This window comes from Halorientalis pallida, assembly GCF_004118325.1.
Taxonomy (GTDB): domain Archaea; phylum Halobacteriota; class Halobacteria; order Halobacteriales; family Haloarculaceae; genus Halorientalis; species Halorientalis pallida.
In genome coordinates, this window is the sequence record NZ_RDFA01000001.1 from 774,723 (window position 1) to 789,406 (window position 14,684).

Consider the following 14,684-nt stretch of genomic DNA (forward strand, 5'->3'; position numbering starts at 1 on the left):
ACCCGACCCCGTGGCCGAGTCGGTCACCCGGGGAGCGGGCAGAGACTCGCGGTCAGGATCACCACGTCGTCGGTCCCGTTTCGCGCACCGTGTGACTGGCCCCGCTCGTTGAACACCACGCCGGGCGCGGTGATCGTCTCCTCGGTGTCGTCCTGCACGACGGTCACCGTCCCCGTCAGGACGTGGAACACGTTGGACGCGTCGTCGTGGACGTGCGGGTCGAGTTCAGCGCCCGGTCCCAGGGCGAAGACCTTCACGAGCACGTCGTCGCTGACGGCCAGTTCCTCGTCGATCACCTCGCCCGCGTCCGGGTCGAGATCGGACAGTCGATCCAGTGGCATACCCGACGGGTCGGGCGGCCTGGCCTTAGCGGTTCCGTCGACCGCTCCCCTTCGAATATCTTCTGTGGTTTCACACCGTTCTACGCGATTTTGCGCCCCCGTCACCGGTTCACGGAACCGGTCGTCCGAGTTTGTGTCCCCGTGAACGGAACAAAACGCGTGAATTCGCTTCAACTGCTTCCTCCCACTAAGTGGCACGCACCGTGATTGGTACCTGCAATGTCCGACCGAGACCTCTCGCGCAGACGGCTCCTCCAGGCGGGTAGTGTCGCAGTCGCCGCGGCGGCGGTCCCGACGGCCGCAGGGGCCGACGGTGACGGCTGGGCGGTCGCCGAGACGCCGGTCGACAGCACGCTCTACGATCTCGAGCGTGCGGCCGCGGGCGCGTACGCGGTGGGGACTGGGGGCGTCGTCGTCTAGCCGACGCCGCGGGGCCGGCGGAAAGTACTGGACGGCGGCCCGACGGGTAACGGCAACAACTTCTACGGCTCGGACGTGACCGACGACGGCGAGCGCCTCTGGTTCGTCGGGTCTTCCGGTGCCATCGGCGAGTACGACGTGGCGACCGGCAGTCTGACGAGTCGCGCCGCGCCCATGGACGTGACCAACAACTTCAACGACGTGGCGGTGACCGGCGAGGCCGGCGAGGCGAACGTCTACGTCGCCGGCGGTGCCGGCGGGACCGTCCTCGAACGCTGACGGACTCGACCGGAAACGGTTCGTCTCCCGTTCGCACCCCCACCCACACTCCACCCACCCCGCCTTTGCCTCCACACACGTCCCGTCGTCCGATCCTGCCCCGAGACGCCCCAGACGGATTCGCACCACTGGCGCCGTCCCGGACACGGGTTCTCACCCTCATCGCCGTCGAGCCTGTCGATTGGCGTGGCTTTTAGCCGCTGGCGTCCCCAGATCGTAGCGATGGTAACCGAACTCGGGGACGACGTGTGGTGGTACGACCTGCGCGGGGTGAACGCCTACCTCGTCGACGACGGGACGGTGACGCTCGTCGACGCGGGCAACCCGTGGGACGGGCGCAACCTCGTGCTCGGCGTCGATCAGGCCGGCTACTCTCTGCAGGACGTGGATCGCGTTCTGCTCACCCACTACGACTTCGACCACGTGGGCGGGCTGGGCCGCCTGCAGGGGCTCGACGCGACTGTCTACGTCGGGCCGGGCGACGAACCGTACCTGACCGGGAAGGAACGGCCGCCGCTCTCGAACCACAAGGGCGCGCTCCAGAACGCGCTGGGCCCGTTCCTGAACTCTCCCGCCCTCTCCGTCGAGGCCGTCGAAGACGGGGCCGAGATCGGGTCGTTCACCGCCTACCACACGCCGGGGCACACGCCCGGCCACGTCGCCTACGTCAGCGAGGAACTGGACGCGGCCTTCCTGGGCGATCTCGTCACGGAGTCCGGCGGCGAACTGCAGGCCTCGCCGTGGCTCATGAGCTACGATACCGACGCCGTCGCGGAGAGCATCCGGGACCTGGCCGCCCGCGCGCCCGAGTTCTCGGTGGCGGCGATGGGGCACGGCACGCCCTTCGAGGCCCACGGCCGCGAGGCCTTCGACGAACTGGCCGACTCGCTGTAGCTAGCCCCGCAATCCTATTCGCCCGTGTCGGCGGCCTCCTCGGCCACGTCCTCGGGATCGAACAGCGCAGGGTCCAACGCCATGTGCGCCTGGCCTTTCACGAATTCCGGGAGCGAGTCGGTGGTGTACGCGATGATCCGGAGGTCGTCGGTCAGGTCGGTCGCGACCGGGATGGCGGTCGCCAGTGCGGCGTCCGTCAGGACCAGCAGCTCCGCGTCGTGAATCCCCGCTTCCTCCAGCGCCGGGCGGTTGGCCGTGCCCGCCGCGCGCGTCACCGAGAAGCCCACTGCCGACAGTGCCGCCCCGAGGTCGTGTTCGTCGGGACCGGCGATAACTGCGTTCATGATTGCTCTCTGTGCCCCCCGGGGTTTGGCTCTCACGGTCGCGTCTCGTCGGCCACAGTCACGGCGCGGCTTCGTCGTAGACGGCGAATTCCCGTTCGAGGCGCGGCGAGGCACGGACGCGCGGGATTCGGAGCCGGTGGCCGTCCGCGTCGTACACGTCGACGGTCCTGGTCCCGACGAGGCGGTCGACCAGCGTCGTCCGAACCCGCACCCGTTCGATCTCCGCACGCGGCACCGTCACGGACTGCGACCCGAACGACCGGGTGATCCAGCCCGGCGAGATCTCGGCGGACGTCCGGGCCTTCCGGGCCGCGTCGCGCCCGACCGCGAGTCCGATCCCCACGAGCCACAGGACGAGCCCCGTGCGCAGGGAGATCGGCGGCGCGGGCAGGGAGATTAGCAGTCCCAGCCCCCACCACAGCGACAAGAGCAGGGCGAGGACGACCGCGTAGACCAGGCCGGCGACGGCCACGGCCAGCGGGTTCAGCACTGGCACCGCACGAATTTCCGCCCGGATCGGCTCGGGACGGCCCGGCAGGTCGAGCGCCTGATAGTCGGGATCGGACTCGGCGCTTGCGGGCATCGGCTCTCCGAACTCGCGCCAGCGAGAAAAGCGGTTGGGTCGGCTACTCGTACTCGATGGTTGCCGGCGGCTTGTGGGTCACGTCGTACAGCACGCGCGCGACGTTCTCGTTTTCACCCGTAATCCGGCTCTGGATGCGCTGGAGGGTCTCCCAGTCGACGTTCTGTGCGCGGGCGGTCATGCCGTCCCGGCTCTCGACGGACCGGACGGCGACGACCCAGCCGTGGACGCGGTTGTCGCCCTTGACGCCCGTGGCCTTCCCGATGACGGCCGCCAGCGCCTGCCACGGGTCGTGCTCCTCCAGTTCCTCCTCGACCACGTGATTGGCCTCGCGGGCGACGCCCAGTTTCTCCTCGGTCACTTCGCCGATGATCCGCACCGCGAGGCCGGGGCCGGGGAACGGCATCCGCTCGGCGATGATCGCCTCCAGGTCGAGGTCGCGTGCGACCTCCCGCACCTCGTCTTTGTAGAGGTCCCGCATCGGTTCGACGATGCCCTCGAAGTCCACCACGTCGGGCAGGCCGCCGACGTTGTGGTGGGACTTGATCGTGCCCTCGCTCTCGATGCGGTCGGGGTAGATCGTCCCCTGGACGAGGTAGTCGGCGTCGACCTCGCGGGCAACCGTCTCGAACTCCCGGATGAACTGCTCGCCGATGGCGTGGCGCTTCTCCTCGGGATCGGTGATACCGGAGAGCGCGTCGAGGAAGCGGTCTTTGGCCTCCACGATCCGGAGTGAGTCCATGTAGTCGAAGGTCTCTGCGATCTGCTCGGTCTCGCCTTTCCGCATCAAGCCGGTGTCGACGTAGACGGGGGTGAGCTGGTCGCCGATAGCCTCGTAGGCCAGCGCGGCGGCCGTCGAGGAGTCGACACCCCCCGAGAGGGCGATGACGGCGTTCGCGTCGCCGACCTCGGTCGCGATCTCGTCGATCTTCTCGTCGATAAAGGAATCCACGTCGACCATCAGGCCTCCACCTCCTCACGGGCCGCGACGTCGGTCTCGTCGAGCACCGCCTCCAGCAGGCCGACGAAGGGCGGGCTGGCACGGCCGGGCCGCGAGCGGAACTCGGGGTGGAACTGCGTCCCCAGGTAGTAGGGGTGATCGGGCAGTTCCAGGATCTCCATGCGCTTGTTGGTGTGACCCGAGAAGACGAGGCCGGCGGCTTCGAGGTCGTCGATGTACTCGGGGTTGACCTCGTAGCGGTGGCGGTGCCGTTCGGTACAGGACGTGTCGCCGTAGAGGGCGTGGGCGACCGTTCCGGCGTCGATGTCGGTCTCGTGGGCCCCGAGCCGCATCGTCCCGCCCATGTCCTCCAGATCGTACTGCTCGGGGAGCAGGTCGATCACGGGGTGGGCGGTCCCCTCCTCGATCTCGGCGGAGTGGGCGTCTTCGAGGTCGAGGACGTTGCGCGCGTACTCGACGACGGCCATCTGGAAGCCCAGACAGAGGCCGAGCCACGGCAGGTCGTTCTCGCGGGCGTACCGGCAGGCCTCGATCTTCCCTTCGATGCCTCGCGACCCGAAACCGCCGGGGACGACGACGCCGTCCACGTCGTCGAGTTCCCCGTCGTAGCCGTCCGCGAGGTCTTCGCTGTGGACCCACGTCGTGGTCACGTCCACACCGGCTTCGAGGCCGGCGTGTTTCAGCGACTCGTGGATCGAGATGTAGGCGTCCTCGAGGCCGTACTTCCCGACGAGGGCTATCTCGACCTCGCCCGTCGTATCGCGGGTCACGAGGTCGCGCCAGCGATTGTCCCGCTCGGCCTCGGGTAGGGCCTCCGATTCGAGGTCGAGTCGGTCCATCACGTACTCGTCGAGGCCCTCCTCCTCGACCATCAGCGGGACGTGGTAGATGTCCTCAACGTCGGGATTGGAGAAGACGGCGTCGGTGGGCACGTCACAGAACAGCGCGATCTTCTCTTTCACGTCGGCGTGGAGTTTGTCCTCACACCGACCCACCAGAATGTCGGGCTGGAGGCCGATCGACCGGAGTTCCTTGACGGAGTGCTGTGTCGGCTTGGTCTTCTGTTCGCCGTTTTTCGAGTAGGGGACGAGGGTGACGTGGGTAAAGAGGATGTCGTCGTCGTCTTCTTCGTGGGCGAACTGGCGCAGGGCTTCCAGATAGGGCATCCCCTCGATGTCCCCCACCGTGCCGCCGACCTCGACGATACAGACGTCGTGGCCCTCGGCGGCTTCCCGGATGCGGCGCTTGATGTCGTCGGTGATGTGCGGGATGATCTGGACGGTCTTGCCCAGGTAGTCGCCGGCGCGTTCCTTCTCGATGACGTGCTGGTAGACCTTCCCAGTGGTGACGTTGTGGTCGAAGGTCATGTCGATGTCGAGGAACCGCTCGTAGTTCCCCAGGTCCAGGTCGACCTCCCCGCCGTCTTTCAGCACGTACACCTCGCCGTGCTGGTAGGGGTTCATCGTCCCGGCGTCGACGTTGAGATAGGGGTCGATCTTGACCGCCGTGACGTCGAAGCCGGCGTTTGCCAGCAACCGTCCCGTGCTCGCGGCAGTGATGCCTTTCCCCAGTCCGGACATCACGCCGCCGGTGACGAAAATGAACTTCCGACCCAGCTCGGGGTCGTAGTTCGTCTCTGATTCGGTCGGCATACCGACGGTGCGCGCGGCGCGCTCAAAACGGTTACGGGAAGCCCCGAGTGTGCAACGAATGCACACTTTTCGACCGGGCACACCGGCCGTCCGGGACCCGGTTACGCCGCGGTCCCGAGAAACGCCGCGACCGACTCGCCGATCCGGTCGCCCTGGCCCACGAAGAAGTGGTCGCCCGAAATGGTTTCCACCACGTCCCCGCGCTCGCGTGCGCGCTCGATCACCGGTTCCCAGTCCACCGTCCCGTCGCGCTCGCCGTGGAGCACCTGGACGGGACAGGCGAGGGAATCGAGAGCCGCCACCGTGTCGGCGTCCCCGATGGTCGCGGGCGGCGCGAGCACCGAGACCGCAGTCGGTTCCGATTCGGCCGCCGCCAGCAAGGCGACGCCGGCACCGAAACTGTAGCCGAACAGCGCCACGGCGTCGTAGCGGCCCCGCGCCGACGCGAGGACGTTCAGCGCGTCCCGGCGTTCGCCCTCGCCCTCGTCCCAGGGGCCGTAGTCGAAGCGCAGGCAGGCGATCCCCCGGTCGGCCAGCGCTCCGCCCACGGCGCGCAGGCGGGGGTCCGACCGGGTGCCGCCCATCTGCGGGTGTGGCGGGCAGGCGACGACGGCGCGGTCGGCCGCGGGCGTGTCGACGGTGACTCGAAGTTCGCGGGCACCGTCGAGACGAAGCTCTTCGCTCACTGATCAGCGTCGGGGTGTCGGAGTTTTAAGGGCAGCGGTCACCTAAGACAGATATGGGCATCCTCTCGCGCGCCTCCTACATCGTCCGCTCGAAGGTCAACGGGCTCCTCAACAGGGCCGAAGACCCCTCCGAGACCCTCGATTACTCCTACGAGCAGATGCGGGACGAACTCCAGAACGTCAAGCAGGGCATCGCCGACCTGACGACCCAGAAGAAACGGCTGGAGATCCAGCAGCGCCGCCTCGAAGAGAACGTCGAGAAGCACAACGACCAGGCCCGCGAGGCAGTCCGGCAGGACCGGGAGGACCTCGCGCGCCGGGCACTGGAGAAGAAGAAACAGAAGATGAACCAGATCGAGGATCTGGAGAGTCAGATCCAGCAACTCCAACGGCAGCAGGACCAGTTGATCGACAAAAAGGACGAACTCCAGAACCGCATCGAGCAGTTCCGCACCAAAAAGGAGACGATGAAAGCACGGTACAAGGCCGCCGAGGCCTCCAACCGCGTCTCCGAGGCGATGACCGGAGCCGGCGACGAGATGGAAGACGTGGGCCGGGCCATCCAGCGGGCCGAGGAACGTACCGAGGAGATGGAAGCGCGCTCGGCCGCCATGGACGAACTGCAGGAGAGCGGTGCCTTCGAGGACGCCCTGAGCGACAAGGACCAGCTGGATCGGGAACTCGAAGAGATCCGCACGACGGGCGAGGTCGACGCCGAACTCGACACGCTCAAATCCGAGATGGGGGCCGAGGAGGGAGAGGCCGAAGGCGAGTCCGAAACCGCCGACACCGAGGCCGATGCCGAGACCGCCGACGTCGATCCGGCGGACGTCGAGACCCCCGACGCCGAGGAGACCGAGGTCAGCGACGCGGAACTCGACGCGGAACTCGAAGAGCTGAGAGAAGAGGAGAAAAACTGAGCCGGACGGGCGTCTCGCGGTGACGGGTACTTTCTGCTGGACGGTCCCACAGTGATTTCCGGCCGGGAGTCGAGGCTGGAGTATGGACGGAGACTCCGTGCCGGACCCCGGTGACGGTGCGGGACGCCAGGACACGATGCGGGGCCGCGTCCCGGGGAATCGGGTGAAGCTGTGGGTGTTGCTGGAGGCGACGCGGTGGCACGTCGCCGCCGCCCTGCTCGGACTCGTGTTCGTCTCGCTGCTGATCGTCGGGGCCGTCGATCCGGTCCCGCTCGGCGAGGCCATCGAGAGCGTGGACCCCGTCGAGACGGTGTTCCAGGCGTTCGTCACCGCGATCATCACCGGCGTCACGCTGGTCGTCACGATCAACCAGCTCGTCCTCTCACAGGAACTCGGGCCGCTGGGCGATCAGCGCGACCGGATGGAGGGCGCACTCGACGCCCGGCGTGCCATCGAGTCGGAACTGGACGTGGACGTCGCCCCGGCCGACCCCAGTGCCTTCCTGCGGGTCATCGTCGAGGCAGCCCGGGACCGGAGCGACCGCCTCGTGGCGGCGAGCGACGGAGCCGAAGAGGACGTTCGTGACCGGATCGAAACGTTCGCCGAGAGCGTGGTCGACAACGCGGACGAAGTCGGTGATCAGCTCGACGCCGCCGAATTCGGGACGTTCGGCGTCGTCTCGGCGGCGTTGAACTTCAACTACTCCGGAAAGATCTACGAGGCCCGCCGGCTCCGGGCCGCCTGTGCCGACGACCTCTCGGACGAGACCGACGCGGCGTTCGCGGAGCTACTGGACGCGCTCGAACTGTTCGGACCGGCCAGGGAACACGTGAAGACGCTGTACTTCCAGTGGGAACTGATCAACCTCTCGCGAGTGCTCCTCTACGCGGCGCTGCCGGCGCTCGTGGTCGCGGTGTCGATGATCGTCTTCTTCGACGCGGGCGTGGCCTCGTGGTCGGTGCTCGGCGTCGCCGGGCCGGTGTGGCTCACCAGCGGCGCAGTGACCGTCGCGCTGGTCCCGTTCGTCTTCCTGGTCGCGTACATCCTTCGGATCGCGACCGTGGCCAAGCGGACGCTGGCTATCGGCCCGTTCGTCCTCCGGGGAAGCGAGGACGAGTCCTAGTCGTCCAGAAAGTCCGGTTCGGTCCGCTGTGCACCCACTTCGTCGTCGAGGTGGGCACGGAAGGCCGTCGGGTCCACGTCGTTCGCTTCGCGTTCCTTCCGGTCACGCACGGAGATGGTGCCCTCGCTCTCCTCGTCGTCACCGAGGATGAGCATGTACGGCACCAGATCCTCGTGGGCCTGGCGAATCTTCTTCTTGACCGTCCAGGAGCGTTCCTCGATGGTCACGCGGTAGTCCTCGAGTTCGCGTTTGATCTCCTCGGCGTAGGGGATGTGGTCGTCGCTGATCGGGAGGATCCGGACCTGTTCGGGCGCGAGCCAAGTGGGGAACTTCCCGTTGTAGTGTTCGGTGAGGACCATGAAGAACCGCTCGTAGGAGCCGTAGAGCGCGCGGTGGATCATGACCGGGCGGTGTTCCTCGTTGTCCTCGCCGACGTAGGTCAGGTCGAACCGCTCGGGCATGTTGAAGTCCAACTGGACCGTCGGCCCGTCCCAGTCCCGCCCCAGCGCGTCCTCGAACGCGAAGTCGATCTTCGGGCCGTAGAAGGCGCCGTCGCCGTCCTCGACGACGTACTCCATGTCGGCCCCCTCCAGGACCGATTCCAGCTGTGACTCGGCGCGCTCCCAGATCTCGTCGCTCCCGACGGACTTGTCGGGGCGGGTGGCGAACTGCACGGTGTAGTCGAGCTGGAAGGTGTCGAGGATGTCGAGGATGATGTCGATGATCGCCTCGACCTCGTCTTCGATCTGGTCCGGGCGGACGAACAGGTGGCCGTCGTCGATGGTGAACGACCAGACCCGCGAGAGCCCGGAGAGTTCCCCGCGCTGTTCCTTGCGGTAGACCTTGCCGTCCTCGAAGTACCGGACCGGGAGGTCACGGTAGGACCACTGCCCCTGGTCGAAGATCGTCGCGTGGCCGGGGCAGTTCATGGGTTTGAGCCCGTATTCCTCGTCGTTCACGTCCAGCAGGAACATGTCGTCGACGTAGTTCTCGTAGTGGCCCGACTTCTTCCAGAGTTCCGTGCGGAAGACGTGGGGCGTCTCGACCTCGCGGTAGTCGTTCTGCCTGTTGAGGCCGGCCACGTAGTCGGAGAGTTCGTTCAGGATCGTCTTCCCGTTGGGGTGATAGAGGGGCAGACCCGGCCCGGTCGTCTCGTCGATGGAGAACAGATCCATCTCCTGGCCGATCTTGCGGTGGTCCCGTTCCTGGGCCTTCCGGCGCTGTTCGAGGTACTCCTCGAGGTCGTCCTCGGAGGGGAAGGCTGTACCGTAGACGCGCGTGAGCATCTCGTTGTCTTCCTCGCCGCGCCAGTACGCACCGGAGATCTCCAGCAGGGAGAAGCCGCCGATCTCACCCGTGGACTCGACGTGGGGTCCCTGACAGAGGTCGTAGAACTCGCCTTGCTGGTAGAACTGGACGGGGTCCTCGCCGGCGGCCTCGTCGTCGAGGATCTCCCGTTTGAAACGGTTGTCCTCGTACCGATCGAAGGCGTCCTCGCGGGGCACCATATCCCGCTCGATATCGAGGTCCGCCTCGATGATGTCGTGGGCTTCCGCCTCGATCGCTTCGAGGTCGTCCTCGTCGAGATCGACGCCGGCGATGTCGTAGTAGAAGCCGTCGTCGGTCCAGGGGCCGATCGTGAGTTTCGCCTCGGGATAGAGTCGTTCCAGCGCCTGTGCGAACACGTGGGCCGCGGAGTGGCGGAGTACGTCGAGGTACTCGTCGGCACTCTCCGTGACGATCTCGACGTCCACGTCCGCCTCGATGGGGGCGTGCTTGTCGACGAGTTCGCCGTCGACGACCCCGGCGACGGTGTCCCGACCCAATCCCGGTCCGATTTCGAACGCGACGTCCTCGACGGAGGCCCCCTCGTCCATCTCGAGGGTCGACCCGTCGGGGAGCGTGACCGTGACCTCGCTCATACCCGTGGCAAGTCGGCACCGCGGGATAAGTGTATTGAGAACCGTGCGACCAGTTCGGGCTCGTCGAGCCGACAGTCAGCGACGCGCTCAGGACTCGACGGGCCGTTCGACCGGCGAGTCGTCGATCCAGTCGGCGAGTTTCGTCCCGAGACGGCGGTACGCCTGCGCGGCGTAACTGTCCGGCGACGTGACCACGAGCGGTTCGTTCGCCGTCGCCTCGTCGTCCTGTGGCACCACGCCCAGGATCTCCTCGCCGAGTTCCTCGCCGACCGCGGAGACGTCGATGTCGTCGCGCACCTTCGTCAGGACGGCCCCGACGATCGACCCGTCGACGTGATCCGCCAGTTCACCGACCTTCCTGGCGTCGGTCAGCGACACCTCGTCGGGCGTCGTCACGAGGACGATCCCGTCCGACATCCCCGCCGGCACCAGCGTCTCGTGGGAGAGTCCCGCGCCCGTGTCGACGATGACCGCCTCGTAGGAGCGCTGGAGCGCGCGCAGGACCGGTCGGAGGTTCGACGGGTCGGCCTCCGCGAACGACTCCAGCGTCCCCCGCCCGGCCAGCACCGACAGACCACTGGGCCCCTCGGCGATGGCGTCGCCCAGCTCGGCCTCGCCGGCCAGTACGTCGTGGAGCCGCGGTTCGTGCTCGAGCCCGAGCAGTTCGCTCAGGTTCGTCATCCCCAGATCCGCGTCCACCACGACCGTCCGTCGACCCGCGTCTTGCAGTGCGATCGCCGTGTTGACAGCCGTCGTCGTCTTGCCCACACCACCCTTGCCGCCCGCAACCGTGTACACGTCCCCAGCCATGAGTTATCGACAATACCTTCCGCTAACTCAAATAAATATCGCGGGTGAAAGATGGTGTTTTAAATAAAACGTGAGTGAAACGTGTTCGCGTCACCCGGTCGGGCCTGCCGGTTCGGTGGGCGCGAGCAATCCGCAACACTGAATCCCTCGCTCCTGGGATCCTTTGGCAATGACCGATCCGGTCGATCTGGTGGGGCAGTCGCTCTCCCCGGCGACGCGGGACGCCTTCGAGGACCGCGTCGACGAGCAGGCAGCGTTTCTCAGGGCGGCCCTGGAGCGAGACGACCTCGACACCGAGGGGTTCGCCATCGGGCTGGAACTGGAAGTGTACGCCGTCGACGACGACGGGCGGCTCACGGCCATCCCGGAGGGCGTCTTCGAGTCGTGCAACGAGGAACTGGGCCTCCACAACGCCGAGTTGAACACCGATCCGGACCCGTTCACTGCCGAGGGACTCGACGCGCAGGCGCGAGCGCTGGAGACCCAGTGGGAGCGAGCCCAGACAGTGGCCCGAGACCACGGCTGTGACCTCGTGCTGGACGCGATGTGGACGACGCCCCCGGCCGAGGGCAGTGTGGCGTATCTGGGCGACACCGAGGACCACGACGGGACCGACCTCCCGACGAACATGCGGTCGGTGCCACGCTACTGGGCCATCGACCGCCACTGCGTGGACCTGGCCGACGGAGCCATTCCCTTCGACGTGCCCGGCGCGACCGTCGAGTTCCCGACGATCCTGTTCGAGTCGCTGGCCACGTCGATCCAGCCCCACGTCCAGATTCCCGACGCGACACAGTTCCCGGGGTACCACAACCTCGGGATCCGGACGCTCGGCCCCGTGCTGGCGCTCGCGACCAACTCCCCGTTCCTCCCGGGCGACATGTACGACAACGGCGTCGACCCCGAGACGCTGCTGGCCGAGACCCACCACGAACTCCGGATCGCGGCGTTCGAGCAGTCGGTCAACCAGACCGACCCGACGAAGTGCCGCGTACCCGACGACCTGAAAGACGACACCGACGCCGTCGACCACGTGGTCGACGATCCGCTGATCGCGCCCTTCCTCGCGGAGTGGGTCGAGGGGGCCGAGGAAGGTTTCACCGGCGAGATCTGGGAGTTCGACCACAAACGCGGGACGTTCTGGCGGTGGCTTCGCGGCGTCATCGGCGGCGATCACGTCGAAGGGATCGGTGGCCGGCGCTCCATCCGCATCGAGTATCGCCCGCTCCCGACCCAGCCGTCGATCCGCGACATCGTGGGGTTCCAGGCGCTCGTCGGCGGCCTCCTCCGGGGCCTGGTCGCCGCCGACCACCCGCTCGCCGACCTCGACCACGACGCCGCCGAGCGGGGTTTCTACGAGGCCGTCGAGCACGGGCTGGACGGCGAGCTAGCCTGGGTCACCGCCGACGGCGAACGCACGAGCGACAGCGAGACCATCTTCGCCGAGGTCTTCGAGTACGCCCGCCGCGGCCTCGACGAACAGGGGATCGACGACGCCACCGCCGACCGCTACCTCGCTCCACTCGAAGCTCGCTGGGAGGCGCGCACGACACCGAGCCAGTGGAAGATCGACCGCGCCCGCGCGGAACTGGACGCGGGCGCGAGCCTCGAAGCAGCGCTGGCGACGGTCCAGTCCGAGTACGCCCGGCTGTCCCGGGAGCACGATACCTTCGCGGACTGGCTCTGAGCGTCATCTCTCACACGCACCAGTGCCCGGCCGGTCGACCCGTGACAGGTCGATCCCCCCGCCCGACATTTCGATACCTCCGAAGACATCTTCGGCGAGCAACAGCGCCCCGTCGAGGTCGGCGTAGTCGGCCAGCGGCGTGAGGTGGGCCGCCGCCGCGATAGCGGCGTTGGTCTCTGTCATGCATCCCAGCATCACGTCCAGTCCGCACGCGCGGGCGGCGTGGCACATCCGGAGGACGGGACAGACCCCGCCACTTTTCGTGAGTTTCAGCACCGCGATGTCGGCGGCCTCGGCCACGCGCGGGATATCGTCGGGGACCACGCAACTCTCGTCGGCGGCGACGGGGAGCGGGCCGGCCTCGCCGACCCGGGCCAGTCCCGCGAGGTCGGCGGCGGGGACGGGTTGTTCGACGAACTCGATACCGTGGTCGTCGAGGAATCGACTCATCGCGACCGCCTCGTCGGCGTCCCAGGCCCCGTTTGCGTCCACCCGGATCGTCGCGTCGGGCACCCGGTCGCGGACGGCCCGGACGATCTCCCGGTCCCGGTCGGTCCCGAGTTTGAGTTTCAGGATCGGGTACGTCTCGGCCGCGCGGGCCGCCCGCTCGGCCATCCGGTCGGTGTCGTCGATGCCGACGGTGAAGGAAGTGGTGACCGGGCGGCCGGGATCGAGACCGAGGAGCCGATAGAGGGGCATCTCGATCTGTTTGGCGGCCAGGTCGGCCAGTGCGATACTGACGGCGGCGCGGGCTCCGGGATGGGCGGTGGGCCCACCGGCGGCGTCGGCGAGGCGACGGGCAATCCGCTGGCGGTCGTGCGGGTCGCAGTCCTCGACCGCCGCCAGCAGGGCGGGGAGCGCGTCGGTGATTCGCTCGCGGGACGCGCTGTAGTAGTCGGCGGGAGCCGCGCCGCCGACGCCCAGATTGCCCGCTGGGTCCTCGATCCGGACGACGAGGTTCTCCGAGACCGTCGTGGTACCACGGGAGATGCCGAACGGTTCGGCCAGTTCGAGGTCGTACCACTCGAAGTCGGTAGCGAGCGTCATCGCAGGGCGTCGAGGAGTTCGTCCGCGCCGAAGCGCACGGGGTCGGTCGCGGGCGCGTCGATGGCCGTGGCGTACTCGATGACCGCCCGATTGGCGTCGGCCTCGTCAAGTTCGCTCGTGTTCAGCGCGCCGGCGGCCACGGTGGTGTCCGCGACGGGTGCGGCGAGGCTCTCGTAGAGCGAGCCGACCTCGGCGACGGGCGGGATGGCGAACTCCTCGTAGCCGTGGATCGCCTCGCGGCCGGCCTCGTGACACAGGACGAGGGCGTCGGGCATCGCCCCGTGGAGGATGCCGCAGGTCACCGCCGAGTAAGCGGGGTGGGTGATCGACCCCTGCCCTTCGACGACCAGCAGGTCGTGGTCGTCGCCGCGCTCGCGGACCATCCGCTCGACCGCGCCAGCGACGAAGTCGCTCGGGACGCGGTCGACGACGGTCCCCCACCCCTCGATCAAGACGCCGGTCTGACCGGTGGGGATCATGGCGGCGTCGATCCCACGCTCGCGGGCGGCCGCCACGAGTTCGGCGCTCGTGGTCATCTTCCCGGTCGAACAGTCCGTCCCCACGGTGAGCACCACGTCGGCGTCGACCTCGCGGGAGCGACCCTCGGCCACGGACAGCTCCGCGGGCGGCCGGCGCAGGTCACGGAGGTCGACGCCGTGGTCGTCGGCCAGCGCGGCGAACTCGTCGTCCTCGGCGAGGTAGTAGTGCAGCCCCGAGAGCACGTCACAGCCGCGTTCGATGGCCCCACGCACGTCGGGCCGCCAGGACTCGTCGAACTCGCCGCCGATAGGGGCGATACCGATCACCAGCGCGTCGACCGGGTCGGCTACCTCGTCCATGCCGGCGACGATCGGGGCGTCCTGGACGTCCGGGAGGGAGTCGGCGACGCGTTCGCCGCCGCGGTCGCGGTCGAGGACGGCGGTCACGTCGTAGTCTGCGTACCGGAGGACGCCGACGGCGGTCTTGGCGCGGTCGGGGAACCGCTCGTGGGCGAGAACGGCGACGTTCATACCGA

General features: G+C 67.9%; 14 protein-coding genes and 1 pseudogene. 5 read left to right on the forward strand and 10 right to left on the reverse strand.

Annotation, left to right across the window (positions count from 1 at the left end; genetic code table 11):
• Window positions 1-23: 23 nt before the first annotated feature.
• Window positions 24-341: a cupin domain-containing protein gene (locus tag EAF64_RS04220; protein ID WP_129067702.1), complete on the reverse strand. Its 318-nt coding sequence runs from the start codon at window positions 339-341 to the stop codon at window positions 24-26.
• 219 nt (window positions 342-560) lie between these two features.
• Here EAF64_RS04220 and EAF64_RS21715 point away from each other — a divergent pair.
• Together EAF64_RS21715 and EAF64_RS04235 are read left to right on the forward strand one after the other, a co-directional pair.
• Window positions 561-1,019 (forward strand): annotated as a pseudogene (locus EAF64_RS21715) (hypothetical protein); the annotation flags it as partial.
• A gap of 243 nt (window positions 1,020-1,262) precedes the next feature.
• Window positions 1,263-1,934, forward strand: coding sequence for an MBL fold metallo-hydrolase (locus EAF64_RS04235; protein WP_129067705.1), 672 nt, complete (start codon window positions 1,263-1,265; stop codon window positions 1,932-1,934).
• 14 nt (window positions 1,935-1,948) lie between these two features.
• Here the strand turns inward: EAF64_RS04235 and EAF64_RS04240 are convergent, their stop codons facing one another.
• From EAF64_RS04240 to EAF64_RS04260, 5 genes are all read right to left on the reverse strand, one after another.
• Entirely contained in the window at window positions 1,949-2,278 is a 330-nt protein-coding gene (locus EAF64_RS04240) for a DUF7126 family protein (RefSeq protein WP_129067706.1), read from the reverse strand.
• A 58-nt stretch (window positions 2,279-2,336) separates the two neighbouring features.
• Entirely contained in the window at window positions 2,337-2,861 is a 525-nt protein-coding gene (locus EAF64_RS04245; protein ID WP_129067707.1) for a PH domain-containing protein, read from the reverse strand.
• A 43-nt stretch (window positions 2,862-2,904) separates the two neighbouring features.
• Entirely contained in the window at window positions 2,905-3,822 is a 918-nt protein-coding gene (gene guaA, locus EAF64_RS04250) for a glutamine-hydrolyzing GMP synthase (RefSeq protein ID WP_129067708.1), read from the reverse strand.
• Complete coding sequence (locus EAF64_RS04255) at window positions 3,822-5,474, reverse strand: CTP synthase (protein ID WP_129067709.1); 1,653 nt, start codon at window positions 5,472-5,474, stop codon at window positions 3,822-3,824. The genes guaA and EAF64_RS04255 overlap by 1 nt, the downstream gene beginning before the upstream one ends.
• A 101-nt stretch (window positions 5,475-5,575) precedes the next feature.
• Window positions 5,576-6,160, reverse strand: coding sequence for an alpha/beta hydrolase (locus EAF64_RS04260; RefSeq protein ID WP_227738874.1), 585 nt, complete (start codon window positions 6,158-6,160; stop codon window positions 5,576-5,578).
• 53 nt (window positions 6,161-6,213) lie between these two features.
• On the opposite strand from EAF64_RS04260, the gene EAF64_RS04265 reads away from it, so the two are divergent.
• Both EAF64_RS04265 and EAF64_RS04270 read left to right on the forward strand, forming a co-directional pair.
• Window positions 6,214-7,080: a PspA/IM30 family protein gene (locus EAF64_RS04265; RefSeq protein WP_129067710.1), complete on the forward strand. Its 867-nt coding sequence runs from the start codon at window positions 6,214-6,216 to the stop codon at window positions 7,078-7,080.
• A gap of 82 nt (window positions 7,081-7,162) precedes the next feature.
• Entirely contained in the window at window positions 7,163-8,203 is a 1,041-nt protein-coding gene (locus tag EAF64_RS04270) for a hypothetical protein (protein ID WP_227738875.1), read from the forward strand.
• On the opposite strand, the gene thrS is transcribed toward EAF64_RS04270, so the two are convergent.
• Both thrS and EAF64_RS04280 read right to left on the reverse strand, forming a co-directional pair.
• Entirely contained in the window at window positions 8,200-10,125 is a 1,926-nt protein-coding gene (gene thrS, locus EAF64_RS04275) for a threonine--tRNA ligase (RefSeq protein WP_129067711.1), read from the reverse strand. The two genes, EAF64_RS04270 and thrS, sit on opposite strands and share 4 nt — an antisense overlap.
• 87 nt (window positions 10,126-10,212) lie before the next feature.
• Complete coding sequence (locus tag EAF64_RS04280; protein WP_129067712.1) at window positions 10,213-10,935, reverse strand: MinD/ParA family ATP-binding protein; 723 nt, start codon at window positions 10,933-10,935, stop codon at window positions 10,213-10,215.
• Between the two features lie 169 nt (window positions 10,936-11,104).
• Here EAF64_RS04280 and EAF64_RS04285 point away from each other — a divergent pair, with 169 nt between their 5' ends.
• Window positions 11,105-12,622, forward strand: a complete 1,518-nt coding sequence (locus tag EAF64_RS04285) for a hypothetical protein (RefSeq protein WP_129067713.1) — start codon at window positions 11,105-11,107, stop codon at window positions 12,620-12,622.
• Between the two features lie 3 nt (window positions 12,623-12,625).
• On the opposite strand, the gene EAF64_RS04290 is transcribed toward EAF64_RS04285, so the two are convergent.
• Together EAF64_RS04290 and EAF64_RS04295 are read right to left on the reverse strand one after the other, a co-directional pair.
• Window positions 12,626-13,669: a dipeptide epimerase gene (locus tag EAF64_RS04290; RefSeq protein WP_129067714.1), complete on the reverse strand. Its 1,044-nt coding sequence runs from the start codon at window positions 13,667-13,669 to the stop codon at window positions 12,626-12,628.
• A complete protein-coding gene (locus tag EAF64_RS04295) occupies window positions 13,666-14,679 on the reverse strand; it encodes a DUF1611 domain-containing protein (RefSeq protein WP_129067715.1) in 1,014 nt (337 codons plus the stop codon). The genes EAF64_RS04290 and EAF64_RS04295 overlap by 4 nt, the downstream gene beginning before the upstream one ends.
• Window positions 14,680-14,684 lie beyond the last annotated feature (5 nt).